Source organism: Kribbella sp. NPDC004138 (genome assembly GCF_053603655.1).
This window is the reverse complement of the sequence record NZ_JBSGFZ010000029.1, coordinates 115,409-132,315: the sequence shown is the minus strand read 5'-3', so window position 1 is coordinate 132,315 and position 16,907 is coordinate 115,409. Positions and strand designations below refer to the sequence as shown.

The 16,907-nt window shown below is 70.6% G+C and carries 7 protein-coding genes; 4 read left to right on the top strand and 3 right to left on the bottom strand.

Annotated features, from left to right (window positions below):
* The first annotated feature begins 3 nt into the window (after nt 1–3).
* Genes ACWEOO_RS34445 through ACWEOO_RS34430 form a run of 4 tightly spaced genes read left to right on the top strand, consistent with a single transcriptional unit; the run spans nt 4 to nt 9,553 of the window.
* Nucleotides 4–6,549 carry an amino acid adenylation domain-containing protein gene (locus tag ACWEOO_RS34445; protein WP_452146601.1) on the top strand — a complete coding sequence of 2,182 codons (6,546 nt, stop codon included), beginning with the start codon at nt 4–6 and terminating at the stop codon, nt 6,547–6,549.
* The gene (locus ACWEOO_RS34440) at nt 6,546–7,634 is read left to right on the top strand and encodes an NAD(P)H-binding protein (protein WP_452146600.1); all 1,089 of its coding nucleotides are present in this window, start codon (nt 6,546–6,548) and stop codon (nt 7,632–7,634) included. Before ACWEOO_RS34445 ends, ACWEOO_RS34440 begins: the two co-directional genes overlap by 4 nt.
* Before the next feature lie 3 nt (nt 7,635–7,637).
* On the top strand, nt 7,638–8,771 hold the full coding sequence (locus ACWEOO_RS34435; RefSeq protein WP_452146599.1) for a Gfo/Idh/MocA family oxidoreductase: 1,134 nt from the start codon (nt 7,638–7,640) through the stop codon (nt 8,769–8,771).
* 5 nt (nt 8,772–8,776) lie between these two features.
* Nucleotides 8,777–9,553 carry a thioesterase II family protein gene (locus tag ACWEOO_RS34430; protein WP_452146598.1) on the top strand — a complete coding sequence of 259 codons (777 nt, stop codon included), beginning with the start codon at nt 8,777–8,779 and terminating at the stop codon, nt 9,551–9,553.
* Here ACWEOO_RS34430 and ACWEOO_RS34425 read toward each other — a convergent pair.
* From ACWEOO_RS34425 to ACWEOO_RS34415, 3 genes are read right to left on the bottom strand one after another with little or no spacing between them, the layout of a single operon-like run.
* Nucleotides 9,525–10,547 (bottom strand): methyltransferase, encoded by a 1,023-nt coding sequence (locus ACWEOO_RS34425; RefSeq protein ID WP_452146597.1) that lies wholly within the window; start codon nt 10,545–10,547, stop codon nt 9,525–9,527. The two genes, ACWEOO_RS34430 and ACWEOO_RS34425, sit on opposite strands and share 29 nt — an antisense overlap.
* A 16-nt stretch (nt 10,548–10,563) precedes the next feature.
* Entirely contained in the window at nt 10,564–11,583 is a 1,020-nt protein-coding gene (locus ACWEOO_RS34420) for a methyltransferase (protein WP_452146596.1), read from the bottom strand.
* Nucleotides 11,580–16,826, bottom strand: coding sequence for an amino acid adenylation domain-containing protein (locus ACWEOO_RS34415; protein ID WP_452146595.1), 5,247 nt, complete (start codon nt 16,824–16,826; stop codon nt 11,580–11,582). The genes ACWEOO_RS34420 and ACWEOO_RS34415 overlap by 4 nt, the downstream gene beginning before the upstream one ends.
* Between the last annotated feature and the right edge of the window lie 81 nt (nt 16,827–16,907).

Genomic DNA, 16,907 nt, shown 5'->3' with positions numbered 1-16,907 from the left:
GGCATGATCGAACAGATCGGCGACCTGGTGCTCGATCTGGAGCGGATGCGTGCCGATGTCGCGGACTGTCTGCGGGAGCCGGCGTCCGCCGTCGCCGACGACGCGGACCTGCTCGGGCTCGGACTCGACTCGATCAACGTGATGGTGCTGGCGGGGCAGTGGCACCAGGCCGGTGCCCGGGTGACGTTCGCCGAGCTGATCGAGAAGCGCACGCTCCGGGAGTGGTGGGAGCTCGTGTCGTCGCGGCTCTCCCAGGACGCGGCGGTGCTGGTTGCCGCCGGCAAGGAAGAGGAACCGTTCGAGCTGGCCGACATGCAGCACGCCTACTGGGTCGGTCGCGCGGACGGTCAGCCGCTCGGTGGCGTCGGAGCCCACTTCTATGCCGAGCTCGACGGTGCGGACGTTGACCCGGAGCGGCTGGAACGTGCTGTCCGCGCACTCACCGCACGACACGGAATGCTGCGCTGCGTCTTCCGGCCGGACGGTCGCCAGGAGATCCGCTCGGAGAGCGCCTGGCCCGGTGTGTCCGTGCACGATCTTCGCGGTGTCGCTGCCGAAGCAGCCGAGGGTGCACTGGCCGAGCTGCGGGACACCCTGTCGCACCGGCGTCTCGCCGTCGAGCGTGGCGAGGTCTTCGATGTTCAACTCTCGCTCTTGCCGACCGGGGCGACCCGGGTCCACGTCCAGATCGAGATGCTCGTCGCGGACGCCCACAGCTTCCGGATCCTGCTGGCCGAGCTCGCGTCGCTGTACGCCGCACCCGAAGCGACGCTCCCGCCGATCGAACTGAGCTATCCCGAGTACCTCTCCGCGGCGAGAGCGAGCCGGGAGAGTGCGCGCGAACAAGCGGCGAACTACTGGCGCGAACGACTGGCCGATCTCCCGGCGGGTCCCGACCTGCCGCTGGTCCGCGATCCCGGACAGGTGACGGAGCACCGGGTGACGCGGCGGTTCAACTGGCTGAGCGACGAGCAGTGGAGCACGCTCGCCGACCATGCCCGACGGCACAGCGTCACGCTTCCGGTCGTCTTTCTGACGGCCTTGACCGAGGTGCTCGGTGCCTGGAGCGCGACACCGCGGTTCGCGCTGAACCTGCCGTTGTACGACCGCCGGCCGGTGCACAGCGACGTACCGCTCCTGGTCGGGGACTTCACCAACCTGATCCTGCTCGAGGTGGACACCTCCGTCCGTGCCACCTTCGCGCACCGTGCGCAGCGGATCCAGGAGCAGTTGCACGCCGATGTCCGGCACGCCGACTACTCCGGCGTCGACGTACTGCGTGACCTCATCCGCACCCGCGGGCCGGCCGGTGCGGGCGCCCCGGTCGTGTTCACCAGCGCGATCGGGCTCGGCGAGCTGTTCAGCACCGACGTCCGGAAGACCCTGGGTGATCCTGGGTGGACGATGTCGCAGACGCCGCAGGTGTGGCTCGACTTCCAGGTCACCGAGCGCGAGGGCGGCCTGTACCTCAACTGGGACGTCGTCGAGGAACTGTTCCCGGCGGGCCTGGTCGACGACATGTGGGCCGCGCTCAGCTCGATCATCGACGGGCTGGTCACGGCGGAGTCCCGGTGGACGAGTACTGGCGACGATCTGCTTCCGCCGGACCAGCGAGAGGTCCGGCGGGTCGCGAACGACTCCGGTTCGCCGATGCTCCCGCGGACGCTGCATCACCGGGTTTTCGCCTACGCAAGCAAGCACCCGGACAAGCCCGCTCTGCTCTGGGGCAACGATTCGAGCCTGTCGTACGGCGAGTTGGCCGAGCGTGCGCTGCACCTCGCCGGGCGGCTGGTGTCGTACGACGTCGGCAGGGCCGAGCCCGTGATGGTGCAGGTCCCTCGTGGGCCCGAGCAGGTGATCGCCGTGCTGGGCGTGCTCGCGGCCGGCGGGAGCTACGTGCCGGTCGGCGTCGATCAACCCTCGGCCCGGCGGGACCGGATCGCCCGAATCGCCGGTGCGCGCTTGGTCGTCACCGGAACCGACACCGACACCGCACAGCTGCCGCCGAAGACGACCGCGGTCCCGGTGGCAACGACGGCCGGCGCCGGGCGACTGACCGAGCCGGTCGTCGTCGACCCGGAGACGATCGCCTACACGCTCTTCACCTCGGGGTCCACCGGGGATCCCAAGGGTGTGATGGTCTCGCACCGGGCGGCAGCGAACACCATCGACGCGATCAACGAACGCTTCGCTGTCGGCGCGGACGACCGGGCGCTCGCGGTCTCCGCGCTGGACTTCGACCTCTCGGTGTACGACATCTTCGGCCTGCTCGGAGCCGGCGGCTCGCTGGTGGTGCTGGACGACGGCGTACGCCGCGACGCGGATCGCTGGGTCGAGCTCGTCACCGGGCTCGGAGTCACCATCTGGCAGTCGGTTCCGGTGCTGCTCGAGATGTTGCTGACCGCAGCCGGCGGCCGGTCGCTCGGCCTGAGACTGGCGTTGCTCGGCGGCGACTGGGTCGGGCTGGATCTTCCCGCGCGTCTCGCGGAGCACAGTCCCGGCGCGAAGCTCGTCGCGTTGGGCGGCACGACGGAGACGGCCATTCATTCGACGGTGTGCGAGGTGACGACCGTACCGCCGGACTGGCGCTCGATTCCGTACGGACGGCCCTTGCGCGGCCAGATGTGCCGTGTGGTCGACGGCGTGGGACGGGACCGGCCCGACTGGGTGCCGGGTGAGCTGTGGATCGGCGGCGCGTCGGTCGCGGACGGGTACCGCGAGGATCCGGAGCGGACCGCCCGCCAGTTCGTCGACCACGACGGGATCCGGTGGTACCGGACGAACGACCGGGCGCGCTACCGGCCGGACGGCACGATCGAGTTCCTCGGCCGGATCGACCTGCAGGTGAAGATCCGCGGCCACCGCATCGAGCCCGGCGAGGTCGAGGCGGCCTTCCGCAGCCACCCGTCGGTGGCCGACGCCCTCGCGCTGGTCGTCGGATCCGGAGTACGGCGACTGGCCGTCGCGGTCGTCCCCGCGGCCGGCAGCGCTCCGGACGCGGACGGGCTGCGCGAGTACGTCGGCGGCCTGCTGCCGGGATACATGGTTCCGGAGCAGATCGAGTACGTCGCCGCCTGGCCGCTGTCGGCGAACGGCAAGGTCGACCGCCGAGCGATCGCCGAGCGGCTGGCCGCGCCGACGGACCCGGGGGAGTACCAGGCGCCGGCCGGCGCGGTGGAGGCACTGGTCGCCGAGGCCTGGACCGAGCTGCTGGGACTGCCGGCGGTCGGGCGGGACCAGAGCTTCTTCGCGCTGGGCGGGGACAGCCTGGTCGCGACCCGCCTCGTCGCCCGGCTCCGGGATGCCGGTGTGCGCGGCGCGGATCATTCGCGGCTGTTCAACGCGCCGGTTCTGAAGGATTTCGCGGCCGGCCTGACGATCGGCACGGCGCCTGATTCCGCACCTGCCCTCCGCCCGGCACCGGCCGAACGCTACGAGCCGTTCCCGTTGACCGATGTCCAGCGCGCCTACTGGATCGGCCGCGCGGACGGTTTCGCCCTCGGTGGGGTCGGCTCCCACTGGTACTGGGAGTTCGACGGCCGCGACGTCGACCTGCAGCGTCTCGAAGCGGCTGTGAACCGTCTGGTCGGGCGCCACGACATGCTGCGCGCGGTCATCGACGAGTCCGGCACGCAACGCGTACTGCCGTCGGTCCCGCGCTACGTCGTGCAGGTCACCAGGACCGACGAGGCCGGAACCGAGGAGCTCAAGGCCCTGCGCGACGGGCTGGCCCATCGGATCCCCGACATCAGCCGCTGGCCGCTGTTCGAGATCAGGGCCGTCGAGTACGGCGGCTCGCGGACCCGGCTGGCCTTCAGCTTCGACTACATCGCACTCGACGCGTTGAGCATCGTGACCTTCTTCGCGGAGCTGTCCGCGCTGTACGTCGAACCGTCGGCCGGCCTTCGCCCGCTGGAGCTCTCGTTCCGGGACTACGTCGTGCACAGTGACCGCGACCCCCAGGAGCGCGAGACCGCTCAGCGTTACTGGCTGGATCGGGTCTCCGAGCTGCCGCCTGCCCCGGCGCTGCCGCTGGCGGCGGACCCGGCGACACTCACCGAGCCGCACTTCGTACGCCGCGAACTGCGGATCGAGGCGGCGGCCTGGCATCGGCTGACGGCCCAGGCGCAGCGGCACGGTGTCACCCCGGCCGCCGTACTGGCGACGGCGTACGCCGAGGTGCTGGCCACCTGGAGCGGGCAGGACCGACTGACGCTGAATCTCACCCTGTTCAACCGGCCCCCGGTGCATCCCGGGATCGAGCACGTCCTCGGCGACTTCACGTCGCTGCTGCTGATCGAGCACGATGCCCGGGGCAACGATCGCCTGATCGAGCTGGTGCGCCGGTTCCAGCAGCAGTTGTGGACCGACCTCGAGCACCGCGACGTCTCGGCGATCTGGGTACTGCGCCGGCTGGCGCGCGAACTCGATGTGCCCGCTGTCACGATGCCGGTCGTGTTCACCAGCGCACTCGGTGTGGCGAGCGGTATGGACAGTGGCGAGTTCCCGTTCGGGACGTTGTGCTGGGGCGTCTCGCAGACACCGCAGGTGTGGCTCGACAACCAGGTGATGGAGCGGGACGGCGGGCTCGTCGTCAACTGGGACGCGGTGGACGACCTGTTTCCGGCGGGGATGCTGGACGACATGTTCGCCGCGTACGGCCGGCTGCTCGAGTGGCTGACCGATGCGGACTGGGAGGCACCGCCGCCCGAGCTGCTGCCGGCTCCTCAGCGCGCGATCCGGGAGCGCGTCAACGCGACGGAAGGCCCCTTGCCTGACCGCACTCTGATCCACGACTTCTTCGAGCAGGCCGCCGCGGCGCCGGACAACGACGCTGTGCTCTGGGACGTCCGCGAGCGTTTGAGCTACGGAGAGCTGGCCGAGCGAGCCCTTCGAGTTGCCGGACACCTGCGGGAGCGGGGGCTCCGGCCCGGTGAACCCGTCGGCATCACGCTGCCCCGCGGCCCGGGGCAGATCGCCGCGGTGATCGGCGTCCTGGCGGCGGGTGGATGTTACGTGCCTGTCGCCGTCGATCAGCCGGACGAGCGGATGCGGCGGATCTACGCGGCCGCGGGCGCGCGCTTCGTGCTGACCGGCGCCGAGCAACCGATGCCGGACGTCCTGCGGGCGATCGACCTGACCGAAGCACTGCGAGCCGATCCGTTGCCGGAGCCGGTGACGGTCGATCCCGACGCACTCGCGTACATCATCTACACCTCAGGTTCGACCGGCGTTCCCAAGGGCGTCGAGATGACGCATCGCGGCGCGTTGAACACCATTGACGACGTCAACGAACGGTGCCGGGTCAACTCCGCGGATCGTGTCCTCGCGGTGTCGTCGCTGGACTTCGACCTGTCGGTGTACGACGTCTTCGGGCTGCTGTCCGTCGGCGGCAGCGTCGTACTCGTCGATCATGACGACCGCCGCGAGGCCGCCCACTGGGTGCGGCTCGTGGCCACCCGGGGCGTCACCGTCTGGAACTCCGTACCGGCGTTGCTGGACATGTATCTGGTCGCCGCCGGACTCGGCGCCGTCACCGGACCGTTGCGTGTGGCAATGGTCTCCGGTGACTGGGTAGGACTCGACCTTGCCGAGCGGTTGCGGGAACGCCACCCGGGCTGCCGGCTGATCGCTCTCGGCGGCGCCACGGAGGCCGGTATCTGGTCCAACTGGTTCGAGATCGAGTCGGTCCCCAGTGCGTGGCGCTCTGTTCCGTACGGCGTCCCGCTGCGGAACCAGGCCTTCCGGGTGGTGGATCGCCGCGGGCACGACTGCCCGGACTGGGTCGCGGGGGAGTTGTGGATCGGCGGCGCATCGGTCGCACAGGGCTACCGCGGGGATCCCGTACTGACGGCCGAGCGGTTCCTGGCTGTGGACGGGCAGCGCTGGTACCGGACAGGAGACCTCGGCCGGTACTGGCCGGACGGCACGCTCGAGTTCCTCGGCCGCACCGACTTCCAGGTCAAGGTCCGCGGCTACCGGATCGAGCTCGGCGAGGTCGAGGCGGCGCTGCTCGGCCATCCAGACGTTTCCCGGGCGGTCGCGTTCGTGCAGAACGAAACGGCCGGCCAGCGGCTCCTTGCGGCGGTCGTCCCGGCGCCCGGCACCCTGCCGGATCTCGACGACCTGCTGGAGTTCGTGACCGGCCGGTTGCCGGCGTACATGGTCCCCGACGCTGTCGCGGTGCTGGACGGGATCCCGCTGTCCGGCAACGGCAAGGTCGACCGGCGGGCGGTCGCCGATCTCGCCGGCCTCGACGGCGGGAGTACGCCGGGGGCCGAGAAGGACGAGCCGCCCGAGCCCGGTGTCGAGGAGCTGCTCGCCGAGCTCTGGCGCGACCTGCTGAACGTTGCGGTGGTCGGCCGTCGGCAGAGCTTCTTCACCCTCGGCGGGGACAGCCAGCTGGCGATCCGGCTGGTGGCCGGAGTCCAGCGCCGCCTCGGGGTCGAGCTGTCGTTGCGCGAGGTCTTCGGTGCACCGACCCTGGCGGAGCTGGCAGCAGCCGTGAGCGCGCATCTGCCGGGCGAGGTCGACGAGGGCGAATTGTGATCGGCATCGTCGGCGCGACAGGCGGCGTAGGCACCGCCGCGTCCCGGCAGCTCCGGAGCTGGGGCACGGACCGGTTGCGGCTCGGTGTCCGGGATCCGCGCCGCGGCGCCGCGCTCGCCCGCGAGCTCGGTCCGGGGGTGGAGGTCGTCGCGGTCGACGTGACCGATTCCGCCGCTCTCCGACGGTTCTGTGACGGGTGCGCCGTCGTTCTCAACTGCGCCGGGCCTGCGGTCGATCTGGGCGATCGCGTGGCCCGCGCCACGGTCGAGGCGGAGACGGGGTACGTCGACCCGGCGGCCGGCGGCGACCTACTGAGCGGGCTCGGCCGGCTCGACCCGGCCCGCCGCGGTGTGACCGCGGTCCTGGCCGCGGGTCTGCAACCCGGCCTCACCGGACTGCTGCCGCGCTTGCTCGCTCGACGGTTGCCGCTCGCGGGCGGCGTGGTGTCGGGCTACATCGGCGGCCGGGACCGATTCACGGTGTCCGGCGCCACCGACTACCTCCGCGGCAGCGACGACTTCGGCGTGGCCTTCGCCCAATGGCGTGGCGGCACCCGGGTTCTCGGGTTGCCCGAGCTGGCCGAGGTTGAGCTGCCGTTCTTTCCCGAGCGGGTCACCGTGCGGCCGTACCTCAGTACCGAGCTCGAGAGCTTCGCCGTGCGCATAAGACTCAGCGAGGCGACCTGGGGGAACGTGTTGGCCGGCAAGCACCTGCGGGACGCGCTCGGCCGCACAGCGGCGCTGAGCAGATCGGACCCCGGGGCTGCGGCGGCGGAGTTGCGTGCTGCTGCGGAGCTGGACCTGTTCGGCCGTTCGCCGTACCACGTCGTCCTGGTCGAGGCCGTTGCACCCGATGGCAGTGCCGCGTCGGTCATGGTGCGTGGGACAGGCGCCACCGAGCTGACAGGTGCGGTCGCCGCACTGACGACCCGTGCCGTGGCGTCCGGTGACGTACCTCCCGGTCTGCATCAAGCGGCGGACGTCATGGACCCCGACGCCGTGTTGACCCTGCTGCGGACCGCCGATGCCGTGACCGCGGTCGAGTACCTCGACGGACCCGCCCGCCTCGACGAAGAGGAGTTGTAGCCCATGCGTGCGATCGTGTGCGGTACCCGGTTCGGCCAGGTGTACCTGCAGGCGTTCCGGCAGCCAGGCAATCCGGTCGAGCTGGCGGGTGTCTTCGCCGGCGGCAGCCCGCGATCGCGCGCTGTGGCACGCCATTACGGCGTACCGCTGTTCACCCGGATCGACGACATCCCAGGAGATGTCGACATCGCCTGCGTCGTCATCCGCGGTGGTTTGCTCGGCGGTCAGGGCACCGATCTCGCACTGTCCCTGATGGAACGCGGCCTCCACGTCCTGCAGGAGCATCCGTTGCACCGGGACGAGCTGGCCGCGTGCGTACGGCAGGCGCGGCGGTACGGCGTCGTTCACCGGCTCAACTCCTTCTACGTGCATGTCGAACCGGTACGTCGGTTCATCGCCGCGGCCAGGCAGCTGTTACGGACCCAGCAGGTGCGCTACGTGGACGCCGCGTGCGGTTTCCAGCTCGCCTACTCACTGCTCGACATCCTCGGACACGCACTCGGAGGCCTGCGGCCGTGGGGATTCGTCCAGCCTGCGGACGGCGCCGAAGTGTTCGGCCTGACCCGGCTGGACGTCCCGTTCCGCAGTCTCGACGGCGTCCTCGCGGGCGTGCCGATCACCCTGCGCGTGCAGAACCAGATGGACCCGGAGGACCCGGACAACTACGCGCACCTGATGCACCGGATCACGATCGGCGTCGAGGGCGGGAACCTGAGTCTGCTCACGAGCCACGGACCGACGATCTGGAGTGCCCGGCCGGACTTCCCCCGCACGGTCGGTGCGGACAACGCCGCGTCGCATTTCGCGTCCGGCGGCGGCGATGCGCATCTGGACCTGCCGAGTTCGCTGACCCTCGGTCCGGCCGAGGCGCCCGGTTTCCGTTCTGCCTTCGAGGACGTGTGGCCGGCCGGCGTCGCCCGCGCACTGACCGAGCTCGTCGACGCCGTCGAGGCCGGGCGATCCGGCAGCGCGCACGAGCAGTCCCATCTCGCGCTCTGCGAGCTCTGGCAGGACATCACGAAGGTTCTGGGCCCACCGGAGCTCGTCAGGTCGGACGACCCGTCGTTCCTGCTCGCCGATGACCTGGACGCCTTGCGATCGGCGCGACCGGACGCGACCCCGGCCGGTCGGCGATGAGCCCGGTGCGCGCCTCTGCGGACGGCTGGCTGCGGTGCTACCGTCCGCGGCCCGACGCCCGGGTACGGCTCGTCTGCCTGCCGCATGCGGGCGGGAACGCGGCGTTCTACCGGCCGTGGATCGATCTGCTGCCGCCGACGGTGGAGCTGGCCGCGGTGCAGTACCCCGGCCGCCTCGACCGGATGACCGAACCGCCGGTCCCGGACATGCCCACGATGGTGCGGACCCTGACCGCGGTGCTGCTCGCGGACCGCCGCCTTCCGCTGGCGATCTTCGGCCACAGCATGGGCGCGGCGATCGCCTTCGAGGTCGTCAGCCGGCTGGAGCGTCAGCACGGCGTGGAGCCGGTCAGGGTGGTTCTGTCCGGCCGGCAGCCGCCGGAGCACCACAGATCGGAGACGGTCGACGTCGAGGACGACGACGCACTGTGGGCAGAGGTACGCCGGCTCGGCGGGACGACGGACGACTCCCTCGACAGCGACGCGATTCGCGCCTTCGCACTTCCCGGGGTGCGCGCCGACTATCGCCTGATCGACTCGTACGCGCCGGTGCGGCGGCCACCGATCGCCACCCCGATCACGGCCCTGGTCGGCGATGCGGACCCGGAGGTGAGTGTCGCCGAGGCCGGTGACTGGCGCCGGCACTCGACCGGCGGGTTCGAGCTGCGGGTGTTCTCCGGCGACCACTTCTACCTGGTGGCGCGGCGGACAGCGGTGATCGCGGACGTGGTGCGCGCACTCGGCGAGCCCGCGGTCACCCGCGCGCCGGGCGCGCTTCGATGATCGGGAACATCGCGGTCGGCACCACCTGGACCACCTCGAAGCCGTGCACGGCCAGGAGTTCGCCCACCTCGCGCTCGGTCCGCGCCTTGCCGGCCAGCATCGCCAGGCTCAGCAGGTCGTAGATCTTCCCGACATCGAAGGCGTCGCCTTCCTCGATCACCGGATCCATCAGGATCAGGCTGCTGTCCGGGCGCATCGCGGTGCGGAGCCCGGTCAGCAGCGGTGCGGCTCGATCGTCGGACCAGTCGTAGAGCACGCGCTTCAGGATGTAGGCGTCGGCGTCGGCGGGGAGTGGGTCGAAGAAGCTGCCGGGCAGGATGGTGCAGCGGTCGGTGACGCCGGCTTTGTCGAGAACTGCTGGTGCGTTGGCGACGACGTGCGGGAGGTCGAGCAGGGTTCCGGTGATGCTCGTGTGGCGGGCGAGCAGGCCGGCGAGGAAGGCGCCGTCACCACCGCCGACGTCGACCACCGAGCCGAAGCGCGGCCAGTCGAGGGCGCGCAGCATCGCGCGAAGCTCCAGGCGGGTGCCCGCGGCCTGGATCCCGTCGTACCGCGTGCTGTCGTCGGGATGGGTCGCGAGGTACTCGTAGTACCCCATGCCGTGGACGTGCTCGAAGGCCGACTCGCCGGTCCGCAGGGTGTGCCTGAACTCCGCCCACCCGTGGAAGTTCGCGGCCATCAGCGGGTAGGCGTCGGCCAGCGAGAGGGGGTGGTCGGTGCGGAGGAGGTCGGCGAGTGGGGTGAGGGCGAAGGTGTGGGGTTGGGTTTCGGTGAAGATTCCTTTGCAGGCGAGGGCTCTGAGGACTCGGTAGAGGGAGGGGGCGTGGGTGTTGGTGGCGGTGGCGAGGTCGGTGATGGTGCGGGGTCCGTTGGTGAGGTGGTCGGCGAGGTGGAGTTCGCTGACGGCTCGGATGCCGAAGGGGACGATGTAGTCGGCGAGTTCTTGCAACCGGAAGATCGTGTCGATGAGAGAAGGCTGCCGGGTGGTCGTCATCTGTCGCGCACCGTCCTTAGTCCCGCGTTGCTTCGAAGATGGTCAGTGTCTGGGTCGTGATGCTCCCGGACAGCAGGAGACCGGCCTGCGACAGGAGTGTGGCGAGGTCCTCGCGGCTGCGGTCCGGTCCGGCGACCAGCACGAGCGAGTGCAGATCGAGGAGCTTTCCGATGTGGAACTGGTCGCCGTCCGGCAGTTGCGCCTCCAGCAGGATGAGCCGGCCGTCCGGGCGCATCGCGGCCCGGACCCGCCGGAGAACGGCGCGGGCTGCCGTGTCGTTCCAGTCGTGCAGGATGGTCTTGAGGATGTAGGCGTCGGCGTCGGCGGGGAGTGGGTCGAAGAAGCTGCCGGGCAGGATGGTGCAGCGGTCGGTGACGCCGGCTTTGTCGAGGACTGCTGGTGCGTTGGCGACGACGTGCGGCAGGTCGACGAGAGTGCCGGTGAGGCCGGTATGGCGGGCGAGCAGGCCGGCGAGGAACGTGCCGTCACCACCGCCGACGTCCACCATGGTGCCCAGCTCCGACCACGGGTAGGCGTGCAGGACGTCCCGCAGCACGTACCGGTTCTGTGCGCGGACCGAGCGATCCACTTTCTCGCTCTCGAGCGGGTTCTGCGCGAGGTAGTCGTAGTACCCCGTGCCGTGGACGTGCTCGAACGCCGACTCGCCGGTGCGGAGCGTGTGGCCGAACTCGGCCCAGGCTCGCAGGTCGCCGATGACGAACGGGTAGGCGTCGGCGAGGGAGAGGGGGTGGTCGGTGCGGAGGAGGTCGGCGAGTGGGGTGAGGGCGAAGGTGTGGGGTTGGGTTTCGGTGAAGATTCCTTTGCAGGCGAGGGCTCTGAGGACTCGGTAGAGCGAGGGGGCGTGGGTGTTGGTGGCGGTGGCGAGGTCGGTGATGGTGCGGGGTCCGTTGGTGAGGTGGTCGGCGAGGTGGAGTTCGCTGACGGCTCGGATGCCGAAGGGGACGATGTAGTCGGCGAGTTCTTGCAGCCGGAGGATCGTGTCGACCAGCGAAGGCTGCCGGGTCTCGACGGTCACGAACGACTCACCGCGTTCGCCAGCGCCGCAAGGACTTCCGAGCTCCACGGACTCGCCTGGTCGAGCCGGCGAACCGCGAAGTCTCCGAGGCACGCACCTTCCCACTGCGTCACCGGATCGGAAGCCGGTTCGCCATCCGGAACGATGAGGGTGACGTCACCGGCGTACACCGGCCAGGGCCGCTCGGCGAAGGCGTTGACCAGACGCCCGTAGCCGTCGACGCAGTGCGCCAACACCTGCGCGTCCGGCAACGACCCGTCAGCCACCTCGTGCTCGCCGGTAAGGCCCGCGAGCGCAGGATCGAGGCCGAGCTCGCGCAGGCACAGGTCCTCGATCAGCACCGGATCGCTGACCTGGTACGGCGGCGTCGTACCGGCGACGACGACCAGCCGGCGCACGTCCTGGCCTTGCTCGGCACAGCGCAAGGACAGCTCCAGCGCGAGACGGCCACCGGCGCCGACGCCCACGATGGTCGCCGGCCCGTGGCGTTCTGCGAGCAGCTGGGCGTACTCGCCGACCGTCGCCTCGAGCTCAGCCTCCGAATGCCCGTCGTACGACGTATCGAAAGCCGACACCGGCTGCAGCCCGTCGGGCAGGTGCGCGAGCAGCGGGCCCCAGACCGGCACGCCGGGGACCGGCGGCACCAGCACCACGATGTGGCCGTCTGCCGCGGTCTCGTTCCGCAACGGGACCAGGCGATGCTTCGCCGGCGACGCGTCGTCGGCGCCGGCGACTCCCGGCTCCTCGTGGCCGGCGAGGAACTCGGCCTGCTGGGCCACGGTCGGCGCATCGAGGATGCAGCGCAGCATCTGATCGAAGAACACGGCACCGGCCGCCGGGACAGCTTCGATCAGCCGTCCGGCCAGCTTCGCAGCGAGCAGCGAGTCGCCACCCAACGCGAAGAAGCTCTGATCGCGTCCGACGACCGGCAGCTCCAGGACCTCCGCCCAGGTTGTGGCGACCGCCTGCTCGAGTTGGTTGGCCGGCTCCTGGCCGGCCGCCTCGGGTGCCTGACCTTCCGGCAGCCGGACCCAGGTGCCCAGCGTCGCCAGATCGACCTTGCCGTTGCTGGTGAGCGGCAACTGGTCGACGACCTCGATGCCGGCCGGCACCATGTACGACGGCAGCCGCCCGGCGACGTGGTCACGAACCGCGTCGGCGTCGAGCCGGGCCCGGTCGCTCTTGAAGCGGGCGAGGAACACCGTCATCCCGAGCTCGCCGAGCAGGTCGTCGTCCGGCTCCGGCAGGCAGTGCACGACATCGGCGGACTGCCTCTCGAGCTGGCGCTGCCAGGCGCCGCGGCTCAGGAACACATCGTCGGTCCCACGTCGCTCGTCCGCGAAGTCGCCGGTTTCGTCGAGCCGGGTCAGCAGCTCCAGCGACGTCATGATCTGGTAGTGGTCCCGGGTCATCTCCAGGAAGCAGATCCACCCGCCCGGTGCGAGCAGTTCGTGCAGGCGACTGAGCGTCCGGCCGACGTCCGCGGTGGCGTGCAGGACATCGCCGGCGATGATGATGTCGAAGCTGTTCGGCCGCAGGCCCTGGGCACGGAAGTCCTCGTCGAGGTCGTAGCGCGCATACCGCACCGACGACAGATGCCCGAATCGCTCCCGCGCACTGCTCAGGAAATACGGCGAGAGATCGGTGACGAGGTAGTCCACCTCACCGTCGGCGAAGCCGGCCAGCACGGCCGCGGTCGTACCGCCGCCGCCGGCTCCGACCTCGAGCACCCTCGGCACCGCATCGGCAGGCATCGCCGAGACCAGCTCCCGTACGGCGGCCGCCGCGACCCGGTTCGCCCAGCGGTTGAAGAGCGCGTCGGCGTACAGGTCCTCGGACACCTCCAGGCTGCCTTCGGGGAAGAGGAGCTGCAGCGGATCGGCGTCGGCGCGGACGAGTTCGGCCAGGTGGGTCGCGCTGGTGTGGAAGTAGTCGACGAGCTCGGTGTCGTCGCCGGCCGCCTCGCGGAGTTCCTCGATCCGTTTCCAGGCCGCCGAGACGAGCTCGTCGTCGGCATCACGCAGCAGCCGATACCGGCCGTCGGCCAGGTGCTCCAGGTGCCCGGTGGTGACCAGGGCGCGCAGCCACCGGCGGACCAGGCGATGGTGGGCCGGCGCGACCTCGGCGCGGGTGAGGATGGTGTCGAGGTCGTGCGCGGCGCCGTCGGTGAACAGGTCCGCCGATCGCAGGGTGCGGACCATCGCGAGCAGCGCGACCTCGTCGAGCTCCCGCAGATACGTCAGATAGGTCTCGGGTTCGAGGCCGACCAGCAGATCGTTGCCGGCATCCCTGGCCGCCGGGACCAGCGACGCCGGTGCCGGTTGCGCCTGCGCTGCCAGCGTCGCCGGCTGGACGAAGCCGACGAGGTGCCGCTGCAGTGGATCGGCCCCTTCCACGATCGCCGCGGACGCTGCGACCCCCGGGCAGCTCTGCAGAGCGCTTTCGACCTCGCCGAGCTCGATGCGGTGCCCGCGGATCTTGACCTGGGAGTCGGCACGCCCGAGGAACTCGATGGTCCCGTCGGGAAGGTAGCGGCCGAGGTCGCCGGTCCGGTAGAGCCGCTCGCCGCTCACCGGATGCTCGACGAACCGCTCGGCCGTCCGGGTCTGGTCGCCGTAGTAGCCGAGTGCGAGGCCGACTCCGCCGATGAACAGTTCGCCGCGGACCCAGTCCGGACAGTCGCGGAACGCCGCGTCGAGCACGTGGAAGCGCTGGTTGGTCAGCGGAACGCCGTACGGGATGCTCCGGGCGCCGGACGGGACCTCCTTGATCGGATGCCAGATCGACCAGATCGACGCCTCCGTCGCGCCCCCGAGGCTGATCAGCTGGACGCCCGGGAGACGCTCGCGGATCGCGTCCGGAAGGTTCACCGGGATCCAGTCCCCGGAGAGCAGCGCGACCCGGAGAGTCGGCAGCTCCACCCCGGGAGCCGAGGCCAGGTAGTCGGACAGCATCTGCATCTGCGCCGGCACCGAGTTCCAGACGGTCACGCCGCGATCGGCGATCAACGCCGCCCAGTGCGACGGGTCTCCGCGGCGGTCGTGCTCGGGCAGGACCAGCCGGCCGCCGACGGACAGCGGTCCGAAGATGTCGTACACCGACAGGTCGAACCCGAGGCTCGCCAGGCCGAGCACCGCGTCGTCCTCGCCGACGTCGAAGCGGTCGTTGATGTCGGCCACGGTGTTACGAGCGCCCCGGTGGCTGATCATGACACCCTTCGGCGTCCCGGTGGAGCCGGAGGTGTAGATGACGTAGGCGAGATCGTCCGGCCCCGTCGCAAGGCGCGGCAGGTCGGGTGCGTCCGCGGGTTCGATGGTGTCGACCGCCAGGATGGCGGTTCCTGACGGCCACGAAGCATCCAGATGGGTGGAGGTGGTCAGCACCGCGGCGGGCCGGGCGTCGGCGATGATCTGGTCGCGGCGCGCCGGAGGCTGGCTAGTGTCGACCGGGACGTACGCCGCGCCGGCCAGTAGAGCGCCGAGGACGGCGATGACCTGCGACGCGCCTTTGTCCGCGGTGACGAGGACCAGGTCACCTTCCGTACAGCCGGCCGCGACGAGCCACCGGGCCACCCCGCGGGCCCGCCCGGCCAAGTCGCCGTACGTGAGCCGGCCGAGCTGCGCACATTCCACCGCGACCCGATCCGGTGTGCGCTCGGCCTGAGCCATCACCGGCGCATGCAGCAGGTCTTCAGGTACGGCGGCATCGGTCCCGTTGCACTGCTCCCGGCGCGCTCGCTGATCGGCGGGCAGCGGGACCGGGTCCGGAGCCTCCCAGATCGCCTCGGTCGCCGCCATCTCGCGGAGCAGGCCGGCGAACGCAGCGAACATCGCGTCGACCACCCCCTCGGGGAAGACACCGTCGCGGACGTCCCAGTTGGTGTCGACCTGCCCGTCGCGCTCGATGTTCTGACAGTCGATCCAGACCTGCGGCGTCTGGCTGATGCCGTAGCTGGGCCGCGCGCCGGATCCGTCGGCCGGAGCGTCGCCCGCGACCATGCCGATCGCGCTGGTGAAAACCACCGGGAACAAGGCTTTGGGCCTGCCCGGGGTCCGGGCGAGCTCGCGGACGACCTCGATACCGGTGAAGCTCCCGTGGTCCAGGTCCTGCCAGAGCTGTGCCTGCAGCGCCCGCGCCCGTTCCCGCAGCGGGAGCCGACGGTCGGCGTCGACAGCGAGGAGGCTTACCGAGGTGAAGTCGCCCACCAACTGGTCGACCTGCGGATGCACAGGCAGCCTGTTGAGGACGGTGATGTCCAGCGTGAACGCGGGCTGTGCGCTCCACGCGGCGATGACCTCGGCGTACGCCGTCAGCACGGCGGAGGACGGCGTCAGTCCGAAGCGTGCCGCCTGCGCACGCAACGCGGCCCACTCGGACTTCGTCAGCGTCGTAGCCCAGCGGCGGAAGCTCGGTGGGGCCGCACGGGACTCGTCGAGCACCGGAAGGACAGGTGCTGCAGGCAACGAGTCCAGCCGGCCTAGCCAGTAGTCGCGATCGCGGGCGTGGCGGCTGCCGCTGCGGCTCTCGCGCTCCGCGACGAGGTAGTCGCGGTAGCTGATCTCGAGTTCGGGAAAGACCGCGCCGGGGTCGTCGTAGCGCCGGAGCAGCTCGCCCAGGACCACGCGGATCGACACGAAGTCGCACACCAGGAAGTCGAGCGACAGGTGGACGACGTCGCGCCCGGCGAGCCTGGTGACGCGCAGATCGAACATCGGCCAGCTGTCGGGGGAGTAGACGCGGTGATCCATCGCGGCACGGACCTGGAGGAACTCCGACGGCGCGGCGCCGGTGCGCAGATCGAGCACCGGCACCTCGAACTCGGGCACCTGCTCCAGCACGCGCTGGTAGCCGTCCGCGCTGATGATCGCGCGCAACATGTCGTGCCGAGCGATCACCGCGTTCCAGGCGGCCTGCAGCCGGCCGGCGTCGAGATCGGTGAACTCGAGCTCGCCGTACCCGTGGCAGCCGACACCGCCGTAGTCGAAGGCGTCGCGGCGGCCGAGCAGGTAGGCGGACTGGACGTCGCTGAGCGGGAACCGCTCGTGCCGCTGCTCGGGGCTCGGACGGATCGCCGCGGTGTCCTGACGGAGGTAGTCCAGGACCTCGTCCCGCCGGGTCCGCAGGGTGGCGAGGCGGTCGCCGGTCAGGACGCCGCGCGGTGCCCGGTAGCGCACCGCGCCGGACTCCTCCCACAGCACGACGCCCGCGAGCCGCAGTTCTTCGACGAGAGTTCCGATGTGCATCACAGTTGCCCTTCCTCACGAAAGGTACGTGCGGTTCAGTGGATTCCACGCGTTGCACCAGGTCTGCAGTTTTCGAACCGT